Source organism: Isoptericola sp. NPDC058082, from assembly GCF_042885055.1.
Taxonomy (GTDB): Bacteria; Actinomycetota; Actinomycetes; order Actinomycetales; family Cellulomonadaceae; genus Isoptericola.
The window spans coordinates 196,316-212,407 of the sequence record NZ_JBHVSQ010000002.1; the positions used below are offsets into that span (position 1 = coordinate 196,316).

17 protein-coding genes are annotated in these 16,092 nt (G+C 75.6%); 7 read left to right on the forward strand and 10 right to left on the reverse strand.

The genetic code is table 11. The annotated features are described in order from the left end of the window. Positions 1 to 92: 92 nt before the first annotated feature. The 3 genes from ilvA to ACFVS0_RS03875 all read right to left on the reverse strand — a co-directional run bounded on the left by ilvA (position 93) and on the right by ACFVS0_RS03875 (position 3,356). Positions 93 to 1,319, reverse strand: a complete 1,227-nt coding sequence (gene ilvA / locus ACFVS0_RS03865) for a threonine ammonia-lyase (RefSeq protein ID WP_430548875.1) — start codon at positions 1,317 to 1,319, stop codon at positions 93 to 95. Next, positions 1,320 to 2,579 carry an AI-2E family transporter gene (locus tag ACFVS0_RS03870; protein ID WP_430548874.1) on the reverse strand — a complete coding sequence of 420 codons (1,260 nt, stop codon included), beginning with the start codon at positions 2,577 to 2,579 and terminating at the stop codon, positions 1,320 to 1,322. It abuts the gene before it with no gap. A 162-nt stretch (positions 2,580 to 2,741) separates the two neighbouring features. Further along, the gene (locus ACFVS0_RS03875; protein ID WP_430548873.1) at positions 2,742 to 3,356 is read right to left on the reverse strand and encodes a YdeI family protein; all 615 of its coding nucleotides are present in this window, start codon (positions 3,354 to 3,356) and stop codon (positions 2,742 to 2,744) included. Positions 3,357 to 3,462: 106 nt separating this feature from the next. On the opposite strand from ACFVS0_RS03875, the gene msrA reads away from it, so the two are divergent. Next, positions 3,463 to 4,137, forward strand: a complete 675-nt coding sequence (msrA, locus tag ACFVS0_RS03880; RefSeq protein WP_430562350.1) for a peptide-methionine (S)-S-oxide reductase MsrA — start codon at positions 3,463 to 3,465, stop codon at positions 4,135 to 4,137. A gap of 78 nt (positions 4,138 to 4,215) precedes the next feature. On the opposite strand, the gene ACFVS0_RS03885 is transcribed toward msrA, so the two are convergent. After that, entirely contained in the window at positions 4,216 to 5,100 is an 885-nt protein-coding gene (locus tag ACFVS0_RS03885; protein WP_430587211.1) for an aminoglycoside phosphotransferase family protein, read from the reverse strand. Positions 5,101 to 5,159: 59 nt separating this feature from the next. Between ACFVS0_RS03885 and ACFVS0_RS03890 the strand changes: the two genes are divergently transcribed. Continuing rightward, positions 5,160 to 6,017 carry an aldo/keto reductase gene (locus ACFVS0_RS03890; protein WP_430587212.1) on the forward strand — a complete coding sequence of 286 codons (858 nt, stop codon included), beginning with the start codon at positions 5,160 to 5,162 and terminating at the stop codon, positions 6,015 to 6,017. Here the strand turns inward: ACFVS0_RS03890 and ACFVS0_RS03895 are convergent. Then, a complete protein-coding gene (locus tag ACFVS0_RS03895) occupies positions 6,002 to 6,817 on the reverse strand; it encodes a metallophosphoesterase family protein (protein ID WP_430587213.1) in 816 nt (271 codons plus the stop codon). The two genes, ACFVS0_RS03890 and ACFVS0_RS03895, sit on opposite strands and share 16 nt — an antisense overlap. Before the next feature lie 101 nt (positions 6,818 to 6,918). Here ACFVS0_RS03895 and ACFVS0_RS03900 point away from each other — a divergent pair, with 101 nt between their 5' ends. Next, positions 6,919 to 8,475 carry an ATP-dependent DNA ligase gene (locus ACFVS0_RS03900; protein ID WP_430587214.1) on the forward strand — a complete coding sequence of 519 codons (1,557 nt, stop codon included), beginning with the start codon at positions 6,919 to 6,921 and terminating at the stop codon, positions 8,473 to 8,475. A gap of 13 nt (positions 8,476 to 8,488) precedes the next feature. Here ACFVS0_RS03900 and ACFVS0_RS03905 read toward each other — a convergent pair whose 3' ends face one another. Continuing rightward, positions 8,489 to 9,385, reverse strand: a complete 897-nt coding sequence (locus ACFVS0_RS03905) for a hypothetical protein (protein WP_430562355.1) — start codon at positions 9,383 to 9,385, stop codon at positions 8,489 to 8,491. Positions 9,386 to 9,686: 301 nt separating this feature from the next. Here ACFVS0_RS03905 and ACFVS0_RS03910 point away from each other — a divergent pair, with 301 nt between their 5' ends. After that, the gene (locus ACFVS0_RS03910; protein WP_430548863.1) at positions 9,687 to 10,283 is read left to right on the forward strand and encodes a biotin transporter BioY; all 597 of its coding nucleotides are present in this window, start codon (positions 9,687 to 9,689) and stop codon (positions 10,281 to 10,283) included. A 34-nt stretch (positions 10,284 to 10,317) separates the two neighbouring features. On the opposite strand, the gene ACFVS0_RS03915 is transcribed toward ACFVS0_RS03910, so the two are convergent. Next, positions 10,318 to 11,250, reverse strand: coding sequence for a LysR substrate-binding domain-containing protein (locus tag ACFVS0_RS03915; RefSeq protein ID WP_430587215.1), 933 nt, complete (start codon positions 11,248 to 11,250; stop codon positions 10,318 to 10,320). 54 nt (positions 11,251 to 11,304) lie between these two features. Between ACFVS0_RS03915 and ACFVS0_RS03920 the strand changes: the two genes are divergently transcribed. Beyond that, on the forward strand, positions 11,305 to 11,712 hold the full coding sequence (locus ACFVS0_RS03920) for a DUF5997 family protein (RefSeq protein WP_430562358.1): 408 nt from the start codon (positions 11,305 to 11,307) through the stop codon (positions 11,710 to 11,712). Positions 11,713 to 11,799: 87 nt separating this feature from the next. Here the strand turns inward: ACFVS0_RS03920 and ACFVS0_RS03925 are convergent, their stop codons facing one another. Next, positions 11,800 to 12,135 carry a SelT/SelW/SelH family protein gene (locus ACFVS0_RS03925; RefSeq protein WP_430548860.1) on the reverse strand — a complete coding sequence of 112 codons (336 nt, stop codon included), beginning with the start codon at positions 12,133 to 12,135 and terminating at the stop codon, positions 11,800 to 11,802. Positions 12,136 to 12,203: 68 nt separating this feature from the next. Between ACFVS0_RS03925 and ACFVS0_RS03930 the strand changes: the two genes are divergently transcribed. Then, entirely contained in the window at positions 12,204 to 13,481 is a 1,278-nt protein-coding gene (locus ACFVS0_RS03930) for a class I SAM-dependent methyltransferase (protein ID WP_430587216.1), read from the forward strand. A gap of 116 nt (positions 13,482 to 13,597) precedes the next feature. On the opposite strand, the gene ACFVS0_RS03935 is transcribed toward ACFVS0_RS03930, so the two are convergent. Further along, a complete protein-coding gene (locus ACFVS0_RS03935; protein WP_430548858.1) occupies positions 13,598 to 13,999 on the reverse strand; it encodes an FKBP-type peptidyl-prolyl cis-trans isomerase in 402 nt (133 codons plus the stop codon). A gap of 83 nt (positions 14,000 to 14,082) precedes the next feature. Beyond that, positions 14,083 to 14,988: a LysR family transcriptional regulator gene (locus ACFVS0_RS03940; RefSeq protein ID WP_430562360.1), complete on the reverse strand. Its 906-nt coding sequence runs from the start codon at positions 14,986 to 14,988 to the stop codon at positions 14,083 to 14,085. Positions 14,989 to 15,072: 84 nt separating this feature from the next. Between ACFVS0_RS03940 and ACFVS0_RS03945 the strand changes: the two genes are divergently transcribed. Next, positions 15,073 to 16,035 (forward strand): DMT family transporter, encoded by a 963-nt coding sequence (locus ACFVS0_RS03945; RefSeq protein WP_430548856.1) that lies wholly within the window; start codon positions 15,073 to 15,075, stop codon positions 16,033 to 16,035. Positions 16,036 to 16,092: the final 57 nt, after the last annotated feature.

The window sequence follows — 16,092 nt, forward strand, 5'->3', positions numbered from 1 at the left end:
AAAAACTTTCCGAAAGCTTGGGGGGGATACCCTGGGCGACCCCGGGCTCGTGGGGTGGGGCCTCGGGGGGCCCTGGCCCACCGCCGGTCGGGTCACGCGACCGCGAACCCCGCGGCGCGCAGACGCTCGACGACCGCCTCGCAGTGCTCCTGCCCCTTGGTCTCGAGCTGGAGGTTCACGAGCACCTGCGCCACGGTGAGCGACGTGTCGGTGCGGGTGTGCTCCACCTGCACGATGCTCGCGCCGGCGCGCGCGACGACGTCGAGCAGCTCGGCGAGGGAGCCGGGCTTGTCGTCGATGCACACGCGCAGCTGGAGGTACCGGCCCGCGGCGACGAGGCCGTGCTGCACCACGCGCAGCAGCAGCAGCGGGTCGATGTTGCCGCCGGTGAGGACGGGGACGATGGTGCCCGGCAGCGACCCGGGCTCGGCGGCCAGCACCGCCGCGACCCCGGCGGCGCCCGACGGCTCCACGATCAGCTTGCCCCGCTCGGCGACGAGCAGCAGGGCGCGCGACATCTCCTCCTCGGAGACCGTGCGCACCTCGACGCCGAGGCGCGCCAGCACCTCGAACGGCACGTCGCCGGGGGTGCCGATGGCGATGCCGTCCGCCATCGTCGCGCCCAGCGCCCGCGGCACGGGGCGGCCCGCGGCCAGCGACCCCGGGTACGCGGCGGCGGTCTCGGCCTGTACGCCCACGACCTTCACGTGCGGGGCGGCCTCGGCGAGGACGGTCGCGATGCCCGCGACCAGGCCGCCGCCGCCGAGCGGCACGACGACCGTGCCGACGTCGGGCACCTGCTCGAGGATCTCGAGGGCCACCGTGCCCTGACCGGTGACGACGTCGAGGTGGTCGAACGGGTGGATGAGCGTGCGCCCGGAGCGGGCGGCCTCCGCGCGGGCGGCGACGAGCGCGTCGTCCACGCTCTCACCGACCTGCCGCACCTCGGCGCCGTAGCCGCGGGTGGCCCGCAGCTTCGGCACCGACGCGTCCACCGGCATGTAGACGATGGCGTGGATGCCGAGCATCTGGGCCGCGAGCGCCACGCCCTGCGCGTGGTTGCCCGCGCTGGCGGCGACGACGCCGCGCGCCTTCTCCTCGTCGGACATCCGGCTCAGGCGCGTGTACGCGCCGCGGATCTTGAACGACCCGGCGCGCTGCAGGTTCTCGCACTTGAGCACGACCGGCGCGCCGGCGGCCTCGGACATCGCGCGGAACGCCTGCACCGGGGTGCGGGTGATGACGCCGTCGAGCAGCCGCGCGGCGGCGCGGACGTCGTCGAGGGTGACGTGGTCGATCGGGGGGTGTGCTGCTGCCACTTACCTGTTCTCTCCTGCCGGGCCCGGGTCAGGCGAGGCAGGGGCGACGGTCGTGCTGCCGGTCGTGCTGGCGTCCGTGGTGCCGCCCGTCGTCGTCTCCTGCGACGACGCCCGACCCGACCAGAGCAGGGTACCGGGCAGCTGCGAGCGTTTGCGCAGCAGCGGCACATGGTCCTCGGTGCCGAGCTCGGGGAACTTGTCGTGCCCGTGCAGGTACAGCAGGATCGTGTTCAGCACGGCGGCCAGCGGCACCGCGAACAGCGCGCCGACGATGCCGGCCGCGAGGCTACCGGCCGCGACCACGAGCACCACCGCCACCGGGTGCAGGGACACCGCGTGGCCCATGAGGAACGGCTGCAGGATGTGGCTCTCGGCCTGCTGCACCAGCAGCACGATGCCGAGCATGATGAGGGCCGCGACCCAGCCGTTCGCCACCAGCACGACGGCGGTGGCGATGGCGCCGGTGACGATCGCACCGATGATCGGCACGAACGAGCCGACGAAGACGAGGATGCCGATCGGCAGCGCGAGCGCGGGGACGAAGAACGCCGACCCGATCCCGATGCCGACGGCGTCGACGAACGCGACGAGGATCTGGGTGCGCACGTAGGCCGACAGCGTGACGAGCCCACGACGGCCCGCCTGGTGCACGTTCTCCCGGGCCCGCACGGGCAGCAGGTTGACGAGCCACGTCCAGATGGTGCGGCCGTCGAGCAGGAAGAAGATCGTGCAGAACAGGGCGATGAGCGCGCCGACGAGAACGTGCCCCACGGTGGTCGCGGCGCCCAGCGCCCCCGACACGAGGCCAGAGCTCTCCACGAGCGAGCTCTGCAGCTGCTGGCCGTACTGGGACAGCTGGTCGGAGTCGAGCTTCAGCGGGCCCTCGGCGAGCCAGGTCGTGAACTGGCGGAAGCCCTCGACGGCCTGGTCGGCGAGGTCCTGGAAGCCGCTGACGATGGACGTGCCGGCGAGCGTGACGAGACCGCCCACCAGCACGATCAGCCCGACGATCGACACGGCCGTCGCCAGGCCCTTGCTGAGGTGCCACCGCTGCAAGGTCCGGCGCACGGGCGCCAGCAGGATCGTCAGCAGCAGCGCGATGGCGACCGGCACGACGATCGTCTTGAGCGCCGCGAGCAGCCACAGGAAGGCGGCGACGGCGGCGGCGATCAGCAGGACGCGCCACGACCAGGAGGCCGCGGCGCGGACGCTCAGCGGGACGGTGTCCGCGCCGGAGGGAGAGGTGCGTTCCGAGCTCACGCGGAAACCCTAGGTGTCCTGCGGTCACAACGCGCGAGGACGCCCCCGCGCGCCGGGCCGGCGTGCCCAGGCACCGACCGGGATCTTCACGGCGCGTCCACAGATCGGTCGCCCCGGCGCACGGTGAGCCGCGCGACGGGGCGTCGGGCCGGGCGCCCGCGCTCAGCCCGTCGGACGCCGGCGCTGCGGGTACGCGGTCTCGCCGCGCTCCAGCATGGCGACGTACTTCGCCACGTTCCGCTCGCGCGCCTCGGCCGTCTTGAGGGCACCCAGGCGGTGCAGGATCGCGTACCGGTTCTGGGACGTGAGGACCTCGAACATCGCCGTCGCCGCCGGGCTGGCCGCGAGCGCCGCCGCCAGGTCGGGAGGCACCTCGGCCCGCGCGGACCCGTGGTAGGCCGCCTCCCAGCGCCCGTCCGCCCGCGCGGCGTCGATCTCCGCCTGCCCGCGGGGCCGCATCCGGCCCTCGTCGGTCAGCCGGGCCACGATCTCCTGGTTGCGCACCGACCACCGGCTGCGCGGCCGGCGCGGGCAGAACCGCTGCAGCATCGTGTCGGCGCCCAGGCTCCGCATCTGCGCGTCGATCCACCCGCTGCACAACGCCTCCTCGAGCGCCGTCGCGTGCGTGAGCGTCGTCGGCGCCGGGCGGCCCTTCTTCGCCAGCACCAGCCACGCGCCGTCGGGGGTGTCGTCCTCGTGCTCGTCCAGCCACGCCCGCCACCCCGCCGGGTCGGGCAGCACGAGCTGGTCGGGCAGGTCAGGGCGGTCGTCGGCCATGACGGGACCGTAGCGCCACTCGTGCCGTCCCAGCGAGGGAACACCTGCTCCCGCGCCGTCGTTGCGCATGTCGGGACGGACACGTCCCGACATAGGAGGTAACCCGATGAACTCGATCTTCGACCAGCTGCTCGGCCGCTCCGGCAGGACCACCATGGTGGCGCCGGAGGACGCGCTGCCCGGGCGCGAGTCGCCCGTCCTGCCCGCCGCCCGCCCGCACACGGTGCTCGGCACGTCCCTCACGGGTCCGTGGCCCGAGGGCACGCGGGTGCTGTACCTGGCGATGGGCTGTTTCTGGGGCGCCGAGGAGATCTTCTGGCAGGTCCCGGGCGTGGTGAGCACGGCCGTCGGCTACATGGGCGGCACGACGCCGAACCCGACGTACGAGGAGGTGTGCACGGCCCGCACCGGGCACACCGAGACGACCCTGGTGGCGTACGACCCGGAGCGGGTCTCCGAGGCCGAGCTGCTCAAGATCTTCTGGGAGCGGCACGACCCGACGCAGGGCTTCCGGCAGGGCAACGACGTCGGCACCCAGTACCGGTCGGCGGTCTACTGGACCACGCCGGAGCAGGAGCAGGCGGTGCGCGAGACGGCCGAGCGGTACTCCGCGGTGCTCGCCGCGAAGGGCTACGACCCGATCACCACGGAGCTGCGACCGGCCGTCGAGGCCGGCCCGTTCTACTACGCCGAGGACTACCACCAGGAGTACCTCGACAAGAACCCGCACGGGTACCGCTGCCACGCGACGACGGGCGTCCCGTACCCCGACGCCGCCTGACAGGCGCGGGGTGAGCCCGCACCGCACCGCCCGTCCCCGCACGGCCCGTCCCCGCACCGGGGGCGGGCCGTCCGCGCGTCAGGCGAACACGTCGAGCAGCCGCCGGCAGCGCACCGGGTCCTCGGTGAGGCCGTGCGTCAGCCCCCACAGCAGGTAGGACGTCGCGCGCAGCACCACCCAGGCGCGCGCCCGCTCGCGCGGGACACCGGCGGCACGGACGAAGGCGTCGAAGGCGACGACGACGGCGGCCTCGGTGGGCAGCTCGTCGAGGCGGGTCCACAGCACGCGGGCGAGGTCGGCCTCCGGGTCGCCGCGCCACAGCACGGGGTCGACGACGAGCCACGGTGCGCGCGTACCGGCCAGCACCTGCGCGTGGTGCAGGTCGCCGTCGACGGCGAGGGACGACGTCTGCGCGGCCGCGCGCTCCGCGGCCAGCGCGGTCGCGACGTCGAGCTGCCGTGCCGGCAGCGGCTCGCCCAGCGCCGACCACTCGCGCGGGAAGGACTCCGCCAGGCCGGCCGCGATCCCCGCCGTCGACGGCGCGTCGTCGGGCGCGGGGACGGCGAGGGTCCGCGTGAGCCCGGCGAGCACCTCGATCGCGGCGTCCAGTGGCTCGTCCGCCAGGGACCGGCCGCCGTCCAGCCGCTCCAGGAGCGTCGCGCCCTCGCCCTCGTCCGCGTCGACCAGCAGCACCGTGCCGCGGCCGGCCCACACCCGCAGCGCACGCACCTCCGTCGCGACGTCGTCCCCGGGCGGCGCGAGCCGCAGGGCCAGGCGCTCGTCGCCCCGGCGCACGGGCACGACCAGCGCGTTCGAGCCGTGGGTAGGCTCGCCGTCGACGGCGAGCCCCCAGGCCGCGCACCGCGCGGCCACCCGGGCGGGCAGGTCGTCCAGCCAGCCGCGGCCGGCGTCGTCGTGCCACCAGCGCGGCACGGCGCGGAACGACGGCGGCACGGTGATCACGGCGCCACCCTAGGGCGCCCGCTGGACGGCCGACGGGGCGGCGGGTGTGGAATGGGGGCATGAGCGAGCAGCGCACCACGCCCGACGTCCCCACCCGCACCGCCGCCGACGGCACCGCGATCCCCGCCGTCGGCTTCGGCACGTACAGGCTCAAGGGCGCGGGCGGCGCCGACGCGATCGCCCGCGCGATCGACTCCGGCTACCGCCTGATCGACTCCGCGTTTAGCTACGAGAACGAGGGCACCGTCGGCCGCGCGGTGCGCGCCGCGTCGGTGCCGCGCGAGGAGCTGCTGGTCACGTCGAAGCTGCCCGGCCGCCGCCAGGCCTACGACGACGCCGTCGCCACCGTCGAGGAGTCGGTGTACCGCAGCGGCCTCGACCACCTCGACCTGTACCTCATCCACTGGCCCAACCCGCGCATCGGGAAGTACGTCGAGGCCTACCAGGCGCTGGTCGACTGCCGCGAGCGCGGCCTGATCCGCCACGTCGGGGTGTCGAACTTCCTGCCCGAGCACCTCGACGCCGTCATCGAGGCCACCGGCGTGACCCCGGTCGTGAACCAGGTCGAGCTGCACCCGTACTTCCCGCAGGCCGCCCAGCGCGCGGCCGACGCCGAGCGCGGCATCGTCACCGAGGCGTGGAGCCCCCTGGGCCGGGCGAGCGACATGCTGGAGGACCCGGTGATCGCGGAGGTCGCCGCGGCCCACGGCGTCTCGCCCGTGCGCGCCATCCTGCGCTGGCACGTGCAGCTCGGCGTCGTGCCGATCCCCAAGGCGTCCAGCCCCCAGCGGCAGGCCGACAACCTCGACCTGTTCTCCTTCGAGCTCACCGACGACGAGATGGCCCGCATCACCGGCCTCGGCCGCCCCGACGGCCGCACCGCGGACCAGGACCCGGCGGTCTACGAGGAGCTCTGACCTTCCTCGTCGCCGCCCGTGGGGCGGGCGGCACGCCCGGCCCGCGGGCCGAAGACGCGCAGCGCGTCGGCGTCGCTCGCCGCCGACCGCAGGTACTCGTCCGCCCACGCCCGCGCGCCGGGGTAGGCGGAGCCGGCCGCCACCGCCTCCACCGCGGCGTCGACGTCGAGGTCGGTGTGCCGCAGCTCCACCTGGCCGTCGCGCAGCAGCGCCCACGACCCGCCGGGGCGGCCGTACGGCATCCCCACGCTGCCCGGGTTCACGACCAGGCGCCGGTCCACCAGCCGCACGAACGGCATGTGCGTGTGCCCGCACAGCACCGTGGTCACGTCGTCGTCGAGGCCGCCCAGCACGTCGGCCCACCGCTCGAGCGAGGAGTCGACGAGCACCACCTCCTCGTCGTCGCGCGGCGTCCCGTGGCACGCCACCACCCGGCCGAACCCGCGCACGCGCAGCTCGGCGGGGTGCGGCAGGCCGGCCAGGAGCTCCACGTCCGCGGGCCGGAGCTGCGCCGCCGCCCAGGGGGCGATCGGGTCGGGCACCGCCCCGGAGCCGTCGCGGACGTGCGCGACGAGCTCACGGTCGGCGTTGCCGCGCACCAGCACCGCCCGGTCGCCCAGCGCCCGCAGCCGGTCGAGCACCTCCACCGGCTGCGGCCCCGCGGCGTGGTCGCCCGTCACGACGACGGCGTCGGCCGCGCGCACGTCCGGCTCGGCCAGCACCGCGTCCAGCACGGGCAGCACGCCGTGCACGTCCGAGAGCACCGCGACCGTGCCCAGCCCGCCCGTCTCCGCTCGCATCCCGTCACGTTCCCAGGCGGACGCCACCGCCGCACCCGCTTTCGCCGACGGCAGCACGGCGACGCCGCGCCGACGTCGGTGGCCGGTGCGACGATCGACGGGTGCTGCTCGCCGAGCTGGTCACCACCCACGCCGCCGTCGCCGCGACGCGCTCGCGGCTGCGCAAGCGGGAGCTGCTCGCGGACGCGCTGCGCGCCGCAGAGCCGGGCGACGAGGTGGAGGTCGTCGCGGCGTTCCTCTCGGGCAGGCCGCGGCAGCGCCGCACCGGCCTGGGCTGGCGCACGCTGGGCAGCCTGCCGGACCCCGCCGCCGAGCCCACCCTGAGCCCCGCCGCCGTCGACGCGGCCCTCGGCCGGCTCGAGCGGCTCGCGGGAGCGGGGTCGCAGGCCGCCCGCCGGTCCGCCGTCGACGAGCTGTTCGGGCGCGCCACCGCCGACGAGCAGGACTTCGTGCGGCGCCTCGTGCTGGGCGAGCTGCGGCAGGGCGCGCTCGACTCCCTGCTGCTGGACGCCGTCGCCGCCGCGGCCGACGTCCCGCTGCCGGTGGTGCGCCGCGCGGCGATGTTCAGCGCCCTCACCGGCCCCATCGCGCGGGCGGCGCTGGACGGCGGCGCCCCCGCCCTGGAGGCGTTCCGCCTCGAGCCAGGCCGCCCCGTGCGCCCCATGCTGGCGTCGTCCGCGCCCGACGTCGCCGCCGCCCTGGAGCGCTTCGAGCGGGCGGCCGTCGCCGCCGACACCAAGCTCGACGGCATCCGCGTGCAGGTGCACCGCCGCGGGGACGACGTCGTGGTGTTCACGCGCTCGCTCGACGACGTCACGGAACGGCTGCCCGAGGTGGTCGCCGTCGCGCGCTCGCTCGACGTGCGCACCGTGGTGCTCGACGGCGAGGCGATCGCCCTCGACGACGACGGCCGGCCCCGCCCGTTCCAGGAGACCGCCGCCCGCACCGGCAGCCACGACGCCGAGGCGGGCAGCGCCGCCGTGCCCCTCAGCGTGCGGTTCTTCGACGTGCTGCACCACGACGGCACCGACCTGATCGACGCGCCCGCGGCCGAGCGGCTCGAGGTGCTGGACCGGGTGCTCCCACCCGAGGTCGTGGTGCCGCGGCTGGTCTCCGCCGACGTCGGGGAGGTCGAGCGGTTCTTCGCCGACACCGTCGCCGCCGGGCAGGAGGGCCTGGTGCTCAAGGACCTCGACGCGCCCTACGCCGCCGGCCGCCGCGGCGCCGGCTGGGTCAAGGTCAAGCCCCGGCACACGCTCGACCTCGTGGTGCTCGCCGTCGAGTGGGGCTCCGGGCGCCGCCAGGGCTGGCTGTCCAACATCCACCTCGGCGCGCGCGACCCCGGCACCGGCGGCTTCGTCATGCTCGGCAAGACGTTCAAGGGCATGACCGACCAGGTGCTGGCGTGGCAGACGGACCGGTTCACCGAGCTGGCGACGACGCCCGCCGACGGGTCGTCGTACGTCGTGCAGGTCCGCCCCGAGCAGGTCGTCGAGATCGCCTTCGACGGCGTGCAGCGCTCCACCCGCTACCCCGGCGGCATGGCGCTGCGGTTCGCGCGGGTGGTGCGCTACCGGGACGACAAGACCGCCGCCGAGGCGGACACGGTGGACACCGTGCGCGCCCTGGCGGCGGCCTCCGGGAGCACCGCCGGCTGAGCCGGCGGGGTCGTCAGCTCGTGCGGCGCTGGCGCGTCCAGATCAGCACGCCGACGCCGGCACCCACGAGCGCGACGGCGGCCATGACGATGCCGAGCAGCTGCGCGCCCGTGACCGGCAGCGACTCCGGGGCGGCCGCGGCCTCGAGGTCCGCGCTCACGCGGCCGGAGCTGCCGCCCACGGTCTGCGTGCGGGCCTCGACGGCCTCGGTCTCGTCGTCCACGTAGTCGGCACCGCCCATGCCCACCGTCCCGCCGTCGGACGGGCCCTCCTCGGCGACGACGGCGGGCGCGGTCTCCGACGCCGTCGGGGACGGCTCCACCGGCGGCGCCGGCGTGGTGACCTCCGGGGTCGGCGACTCCTCGGCGGGGGCCGTCGTCTCCTGCGCGGGGGTGGGGGTCGGCGTCGCGGGAGGCGTGGTCGTCGTCGATGGCGACGGGCTCGGGGAGGGCTTCGGGGCGTCGACGTACTCGACGGCGTAGTGGCTGATCGCCCGACACTTGCCGCCGGTCGGGTAGGCGATCGTCACCTCGGCGACGGGCTTGTCGAGCTCCACGATCTTGGGGCCCTCGCCGTGCCTCGCGGACCCGGCCTTCACGCAGTACGCGGAGATCAGCGAGCCCTCGGGCGCCACCAGCGTGATCGTCTGCTTCTCGCCGTCGACGTCCGTCTTCGGCTCGTCCATGTCCGGGCAGACGTTGCCGTCCCAGGACCGCGTGTCGTCCGGCCACGAGAAGCGCTCGCCGTCGGCCCAGCCCGAGCCCCCGTCCCAGGACGCACCCGTGCGCGAGTCCCCGGTCCCGCCCCAGCCGTCCCGGTCCCCGTGGCCCGCGGGCAGCGCGGCGGCGGGGCCGGCTGCGAGGCCGACGACGAGGAGGAGCGAGGCTCCGAGAACGGCGGGTGTGCGCACGAACGCTCCAAGGGGCAGGCGGGATCGACCGCTTCAGCAGGTGGTACGGCCTCCGGCCGCGCCGGAATGCTAGCGATTCCGACCTTTGGGCGGAAGGGTGAAATTTCCGGACGACTCGACCGGACCCGTCTGACCGCACCAGGGAGCGATGCAGGGAGCGATGGCCACAACGAATCAGCACGAACCTCGGAGGATCCCCACCTCTGTGCCGTGTGCCCCAGGCCGCTAGCGTCGACGGTCGGTGCTGCCGTGCGAGCCGCACGTCGCCCGCGTCCACCACCCCGCCGAGAAGGAGTCCTCCGTGACCACCGTCGCCACGCCCACCGTCCTGCTCGCCGACCGGGTGCTGCCGCGCAGCCTCGCCACCGACGTCGGGCTCGTGATCGGCGGCGCCGCGCTCACGGCGCTCCTCGCCCAGGTCACCGTGCCGCTGCCGCTGGTCCCGATCACCGGGCAGACGATGGCGGTGCTCCTCGTCGGTGCGACGCTCGGCGCCTCCCGGGGGGCCGCGTCGATGAGCCTGTACGCGCTGCTCGGCATGGCCGGACTGCCCGTCTTCTCCGACGGCAGCGGCGGGATGTCGGTGGTGCTGGGCGCCAGCGGCGGCTACATCGTCGGCTTCGTCGCGGCCGCCGCTCTCGTCGGCCGGCTCGCCGAGCGGAGCTGGGAGCGCACGTTCCCGAAGGCGCTCGTCACGTTCGTCGCCGGGACCGGCGTGACGTTCGTCGTCGGTCTGCCGTGGCTCGCCGTCGTCGCTGGGCTCGACCTCCAGGGCACGCTGGCCAACGGGCTCTACCCGTTCGTGCTGCCGGGCCTCCTCAAGGCCGCCGTCGTCGCCGGCCTGCTGCCCGTGGCGTGGAAGGGCGCGGAGCGGCTCGCCGCCCGGCGCAGGGGCTGAGCGGGGCGCCCACCGGGCGCGGCGGTCGGCTGCCTCAGCGGCCGCCGCGCTTGCGGCCCTTGCGCGGCGACGACGCCCGCGAGCCCCCGCCGCGCCGCGCGCCGCCGCGCTGACCGCCGCCGCGCCCCTGGGCGGAGGAACCGCCCCCGCCCCGCTGGCCCTGCCCCTTCGCCGGCTTCGTGACCTCCACGGGCTTCGCGTCCGTCCGCCCGGCCGCGGCGCGGCCCCGGGAGCTGTTCGCCGTGCGGCCGCGCACGATGCCGATCATCTCCTCCACCAGGTCGCGGACGTCGTCGGTCAGGCCGTCCACGAGCCACGCGAGGCCGACCGGCGCCCCGGGCCCGCCGTCGAGCACCCGGTACGTGACGTCCTTGCGGTGGTGCAAGCGCGCCAGGGACATGGGCACCACCGTGACACCGACCCCGGTCGCGACCAGCCCGATCGCGTCGGCCGCCGTCGCCGGCCGCTCCGGCTCGACGACGCCGCCCGCGCCGTCGTCGTACGCCTCCGGCGTCCGCCCGGGCGCGGGCTCGTCCGGGTACAGGACGTCGTCCGCGGGCAGCCAGACGACGTCGTCCGCGACGTCGTCGGCCGTGACGACCTCGTCCTCCGTCGTCGCCGCGAGGAGGTGGTCGCGCGAGACGGCGACCACCGGCAGCTCCGTGTACAGGGGGATGGCGTGCAGCACCTCGCCGTCGACCGGGAGCCGCAGGATCGCCGCGTCCACCTGCCGCTCGGCCAGCGCCGCGGCCGCGTCGGCGGCGTCGACCTGGACCAGGACGAGCCGGACGCCCGGGAGGCGGTCCCGCCACGTGCGCGCCCACCGGCCCGGCGTCGCGCCCGGCACGTACCCCAGACGGAAGGCGGGACGCCCGTCGTCGGGCCCGTCGTCGACGGCGTCGTCGACGGCGTCGTCGAAGGCGTCGTCGATGGCGTCGTCAGGGGCCTCGCCCGGCTGGTCGGTCACGGCACCAGGCTACGTGGGCGTGCCGCGCCGCCCGCCGCGACTACCCTGGTGCCCATGGCCGGAACACCCTTCTCCCAGCAGGTCCTCAAGCCGACGAACGCGGCGAAGAAGCTCGGGGTGTACCTGCCCGCGACCCCGCCCGAGTTCCAGGAGCACGGCATCACGCGCGCCGAGCTCGAGGAGCTCGAGAAGAACCCGCCCCAGTGGCTCGACGAGCTGCGCCGCCAGGGGCCGCACCCGCGGCCCGTCGTCGCGGGCCGCCTCGGCATCTCCATCGCCGGCCTCGCGCGCGGCGGCATCACCGAGCCGCTGACCACCGAGCAGATCGACGAGCTGCGCGACGAGCCGCCCGCGTGGCTCCTCGCCGAGCGCGAGACCGCCGCGAAGGTGCGCGAGGAGGAGGACCGGGTCAAGGCCAGGGAAGCCGAGCAGGCCGAGCGCCAGGCCCGCCGCTCGCGCTGACCCTGTTCCAGATCAGCTCGGCAGGAGATCGATCTCTTCGGCAGCTCGTCGTGCCGAAGAGATTGATCTCCTGCCGAACTGATCAGGTCATCGCGTCGACCGGACCTGGTCGGTGTGGCCCAGCGAGAGGTCCGGCGCGACGGCGTCCCGGATCGCCTTCTTGAGCGGCGGGATCTCCGGGAAGCCGCCCTCGGCGGCGCGGTCCCACAGCAGCACCGGCGCGCGGCCGTCGCCCGGGTCGAGCTCCACGCGGAAGACGCCGCCGGTGCCCGGCACCAGCGCGACCTCGCCGAGCCGCGTGCGGAACGTCTGCAGCAGCTCCTGCGCCACCCACGCCGCGCGCATCAGCCACCGGCACTGCGTGCAGTAGGTGATCGACACGCGCGCGGTCGACGTCTGCTCCGGCACGGTGGCTTCGCTCATGGCGCCAGGGTAGGGCGCCGGTCCGGGCACCGTCGGGCGGTTCCGGCCGGGTCGGGGAGACTGGTCGGGTGCACCACGCCTCCGAGCCCGACTCCCCCGCCCCCTCCGAACCCCTCGACCCCGCCGCGCGGCTGGCCGCCGTCCTCGGCGCGCTCGTCCCGTGGCCCGAGGACGGCTCGCGGCCGGACGGCCCCGTCGCCGTCGACGCGACCGACCGGCTGCTGCTCGACGAAGCGGCTCCGCAGCTCGCCACGGCAGGGCCGGGCGACGTCGTCGTCATCGGCGACCGGTTCGGCGCGCTCACCCTCGGCGCCGTGACGCTCGGCGCCCCGGACGTGCGGTCGTGCGCCGACACCGTGACCGCCGAGGCGGCGCTCGACCGGAACATGGCCGACGCCGACCTCCTCGACGTCGTGCGCGGGGACCGGCCCACCGTGGAGATCGCCGTCCGCGACCGCGTCGACGAGCACCTGCTGGGCGGCGCGCGCCTGGTGCTCCTGCAGCTTCCGAGCTCGCTGGCCGAGCTCACGGAGATCGCGGAGGCGATCGCCCGGCACGCCGCGGACGACGTCGTCGTGCTGGCCGGCGGGCGGGTCAAGCACATGACGCGCGCGATGAACGACGTGCTGGCGGCGTCGTTCACCGAGGTGCGCGCCACGCTGGCGCGACAGAAGTCGCGGGTGCTCGTCGCGACCGGCGTCCGGCCGGAGGCACGCGACGCCGCCCCCGCCTTCCCTGCGCGCGCCGTGCTGCGCGACCGGGAGCTGCTCGCGGCCGCGACCCCGGCCGCCGGGCCGCCCCCGGACGGCGTCACCGTCGTCGCGCACGGCGGGGTGTTCGCGGGCACGACCCTCGACCTCGGCACCCGCTTCCTGCTCACGACGGCGGACAAGTGGCCGGGATCCGACCGCGTGCACGACGCCGTCGACCTGGGCAGCGGCAGCGGCCTGCTCGCCACGGTGCTCGCGCTCCGGTACCCGGAGGCCCGCGTGGTCGGCACGGACCGCTCCGCCGCGGCCGTCGCGTCGACCCGGGCGACGGCGGAGGCGAACGGCGTCGACGGGCGCGTCGTCGCGCTGCGTGGGGACGCCGGCGAGGACCTCGAGCCCGCGAGCGTCGACCTGATCCTGCTCAACCCGCCGTTCCACGACCGCACGGCCGTGCGCACCGACGCCGCCCATCGCATGTTCCGTGCGGCCGGCCGCGCGCTGCGCCAGGGCGGCGAGCTGTGGTGCGTCTTCAACACCGCGCTGCACTACCGGGACGCGCTGACCCGCGCCGCCGGGCCCACCGTGCACATCGCGCAGAACCCGAAGTTCACGGTCACGCGGTCCCGCCGCCGTTGACCCGAACGGCGAGGTAGCCCGGGTCGCGCCGAGGTAGTTCGTGACACGGTGTCACGAACTACCTCGGCGCAGAGGGGACTACCTCGCCGCGGATCGAGCTACCTCGCCGTGAGCGGTCAGCGCACGCCGACGACGTCCACGACGAAGACGAGCGTCGCGCCGCCGGGGATGCCGGCCTGCGGCACGCCGCGCTGGCCGTAGCCGTGCTCGGACGGGATGGACAGCAGCACGCGGTCGCCCACGTTGCGGCCGACCAGGCCCTTGTCCCAGCCGCCGATGACCGCGCCGACGCCGATCGGGAAGTCGATGGTCTGGCCGCGGTCGTAGGAGTTGTCGAACACGCCGCCGGCCCAGGTCTGGCCCAGGTAGTTGACGACGATGGTGCGGCCGGCGTCGACCACCGGGCCGGTGCCCTCCTCGAGCACCTGCACCTGCAGGCCGGCGGGGGCGTCGCCCTCGGGGAACGTGATCTCGGGCTTGTCGCCGAAGCCGCCGGTGGCGGTGGGGAGCGTGGTCACAGGGGTACCTCGTCTTCGTCGTCGTGCAGAGTCGGGGTGCAGAGGCCGCCGGGCACCGGCCCGGCGGAGCTGCGCCGTCCAGCCTACGCGGCGGACGGGACCGGGCACCCGGCGACGTCGCGCAGCGCCGCGAGCGCGGCCTGCACCGGCGGGGTGTCGGCGACGGCGTCCTGCACCAGGGCGTAGATGGACCGCACCGGCACCGGCCGTACCACGGGCACCGCCACCGTCCCGGCCGCGGGGCGCGCGGAGCCGAGCGCAGGCAGCACGGTGATCCCGATGCCGGCGGCGACGAACGCGAGGGCGGTCGGGTAGTCGTGCGCCTCGACCGCGAACGCCGGGCTGAACCCGGCGGCGCGGCACGCCTCGAGCAGGTTGCGGCGGCACCAGCCGCGCGCGAAGTCGTTGTCGATCCACCGGTCGCCGACCAGCTCGGCGAGCTCGATCTCGTCGCGCCCGGCCAACGGGTGGTCCTGGCGGACGACGGCGACGTACGGGTCGTCGAGCAGGTGGTGCGCCGTCGTCCCGGCGGCGGGCCGGAAGTCCGTCTGCGCGACGGCGAGCTGGAGGTCGGCGCGCTTCGAGGGGTCGGTGGGGATCTCCTCCGTCAGCTCGAGGTCGAGCCGCACCCCGGGGAACCCGGTGCTGAGCGCGCTGACGACGGCCGGCAGCCATGCCGCCCCGACGGAGGCGAAGTAGGCGAGGGACAGGCTGCCCGAGCGCCCGGAGCGCAGGTCGGCCACGAACGTCTCCACCTCGCCCAGCCGGGCGAGCAGGCCGTCCGCCTGGGCGGCGAGCGCCTGGCCCGCCGCGGTGGGGCGCACGCCGCGCCCGTGCCGGGCGAGCAGCTGCAGCCCGGTCTCACGCTGGAGCGCGGCGACGTGCTGGCTGACCGCGGACGGCGTGTACCCGAGGTTGGCGGCCGCCGCGGCGACCGAGCCGCTGGCGACGACGGAGCGGAAGACGCGGAGCCGGTGGACGTCGAGCATGCTCGCGACGATACAGCGACACTGAAGCATTCGGTAGATATCTGAACTGGTGCTCACGGAAAGTTCCAGGGCATCATCGACCGCATGGCCCAGACCGCCGCCGGCACCGCGCCCGCCACCACCGCCCCCGCCCGGTCTCTCGGGGTCGGCCCGCTCACCGTGGCCGCGATGGCCGTGACCGTGGTCCTGTGGGCGTCGGCGTTCGTGGGCGTGCGCGCCGTCGGCCACGACCTCGACGCCGGGGCGCTCACCCTCGGCCGGGTCGCCGTCGGGTCCGCCGCCCTCACCGTCATCCTGGCCGTGGCCCGCGCCCGGCGCCGCACCCCCGTGCGCCTCCCGCGCGGCCGCGTGCTGCTGCTCGTGCTCGCCTGGGGGGTGGCCTGGTTCGGCGCGTACAACCTCACCCTCAACGCGGCCGAGCAGCACCTCGACGCGGGCACCACCGCGCTGCTGGTCAACATCGCGCCGATGCTCGTCGCCGTCCTCGCCGGCTTCCTGCTGCGGGAGGGCTTCCCGCGTCGCCTCCTCGTGGGCATCGCCGTCGCGTTCGGCGGCGTGGTCGTCATCGCCGTCGCCACGACGTCCGGCCGGTTCGACGCCGCGGGCGTGGCCCTGGGCCTCGCCTCGGCCGTCCTGTACGCCGGCGCGGCGACCCTGCAGAAGCGCCTGCTCCCCCAGCTCGACGCGCTCACCATGACCTGGCTGGGCTGCCTGGCGGGCACCGTCGCGGCGCTGCCGTTCCTGCCCGCGCTCGTGTCGCAGGCCGCCGTCGCGCCGGCGTCGTCCCTGCTCGGGGTCGTCTACCTGGGCGTCTTCCCGACCGCGATCGCCTTCACCACCTGGGGATACGCCCTGGCCCGGGTCAGCGCCGGTCGTGCCGCGGCGTCCACGTACGCCGTCCCGCCGCTCGTCGTGCTGATGTCCTGGGCGCTGCTCGACGAGGTGCCCGCTCCCGTCGTGCTGCTCGGCGGGGTGCTGGCCCTGGCGGGCGTCGCCGTGGCGACCCTCCCCCGCCGACCTGTCAGGGCGACGCGCACCGATACGTGAACCGGGCCCCGACAACCCTCCGGCCCGTGGAGCCGTCAGAGCCACGTGCATGTGTCC

Excerpts from the sequence above, each read along its gene's own strand:
- msrA (WP_430562350.1), top strand. The coding sequence starts at position 3,463 with ATGAACTCGATCTTCGACCAGCTGCTCGGCCGCTCCGGCAGGACCACC.
- ACFVS0_RS03890 (WP_430587212.1), top strand. The coding sequence starts at position 5,160 with ATGAGCGAGCAGCGCACCACGCCCGACGTCCCCACCCGCACCGCCGCC.
- ACFVS0_RS03940 (WP_430562360.1), bottom strand. The coding sequence starts at position 14,988 with ATGCTCGACGTCCACCGGCTCCGCGTCTTCCGCTCCGTCGTCGCCAGC.
- ACFVS0_RS03920 (WP_430562358.1), top strand. The coding sequence starts at position 11,305 with ATGGCCGGAACACCCTTCTCCCAGCAGGTCCTCAAGCCGACGAACGCG.
- ACFVS0_RS03925 (WP_430548860.1), bottom strand. The coding sequence starts at position 12,135 with ATGAGCGAAGCCACCGTGCCGGAGCAGACGTCGACCGCGCGCGTGTCG.
- ACFVS0_RS03895 (WP_430587213.1), bottom strand. The coding sequence starts at position 6,817 with ATGCGAGCGGAGACGGGCGGGCTGGGCACGGTCGCGGTGCTCTCGGAC.
- ACFVS0_RS03875 (WP_430548873.1), bottom strand. The coding sequence starts at position 3,356 with ATGGCCGACGACCGCCCTGACCTGCCCGACCAGCTCGTGCTGCCCGAC.
- ACFVS0_RS03945 (WP_430548856.1), top strand. The coding sequence starts at position 15,073 with ATGGCCCAGACCGCCGCCGGCACCGCGCCCGCCACCACCGCCCCCGCC.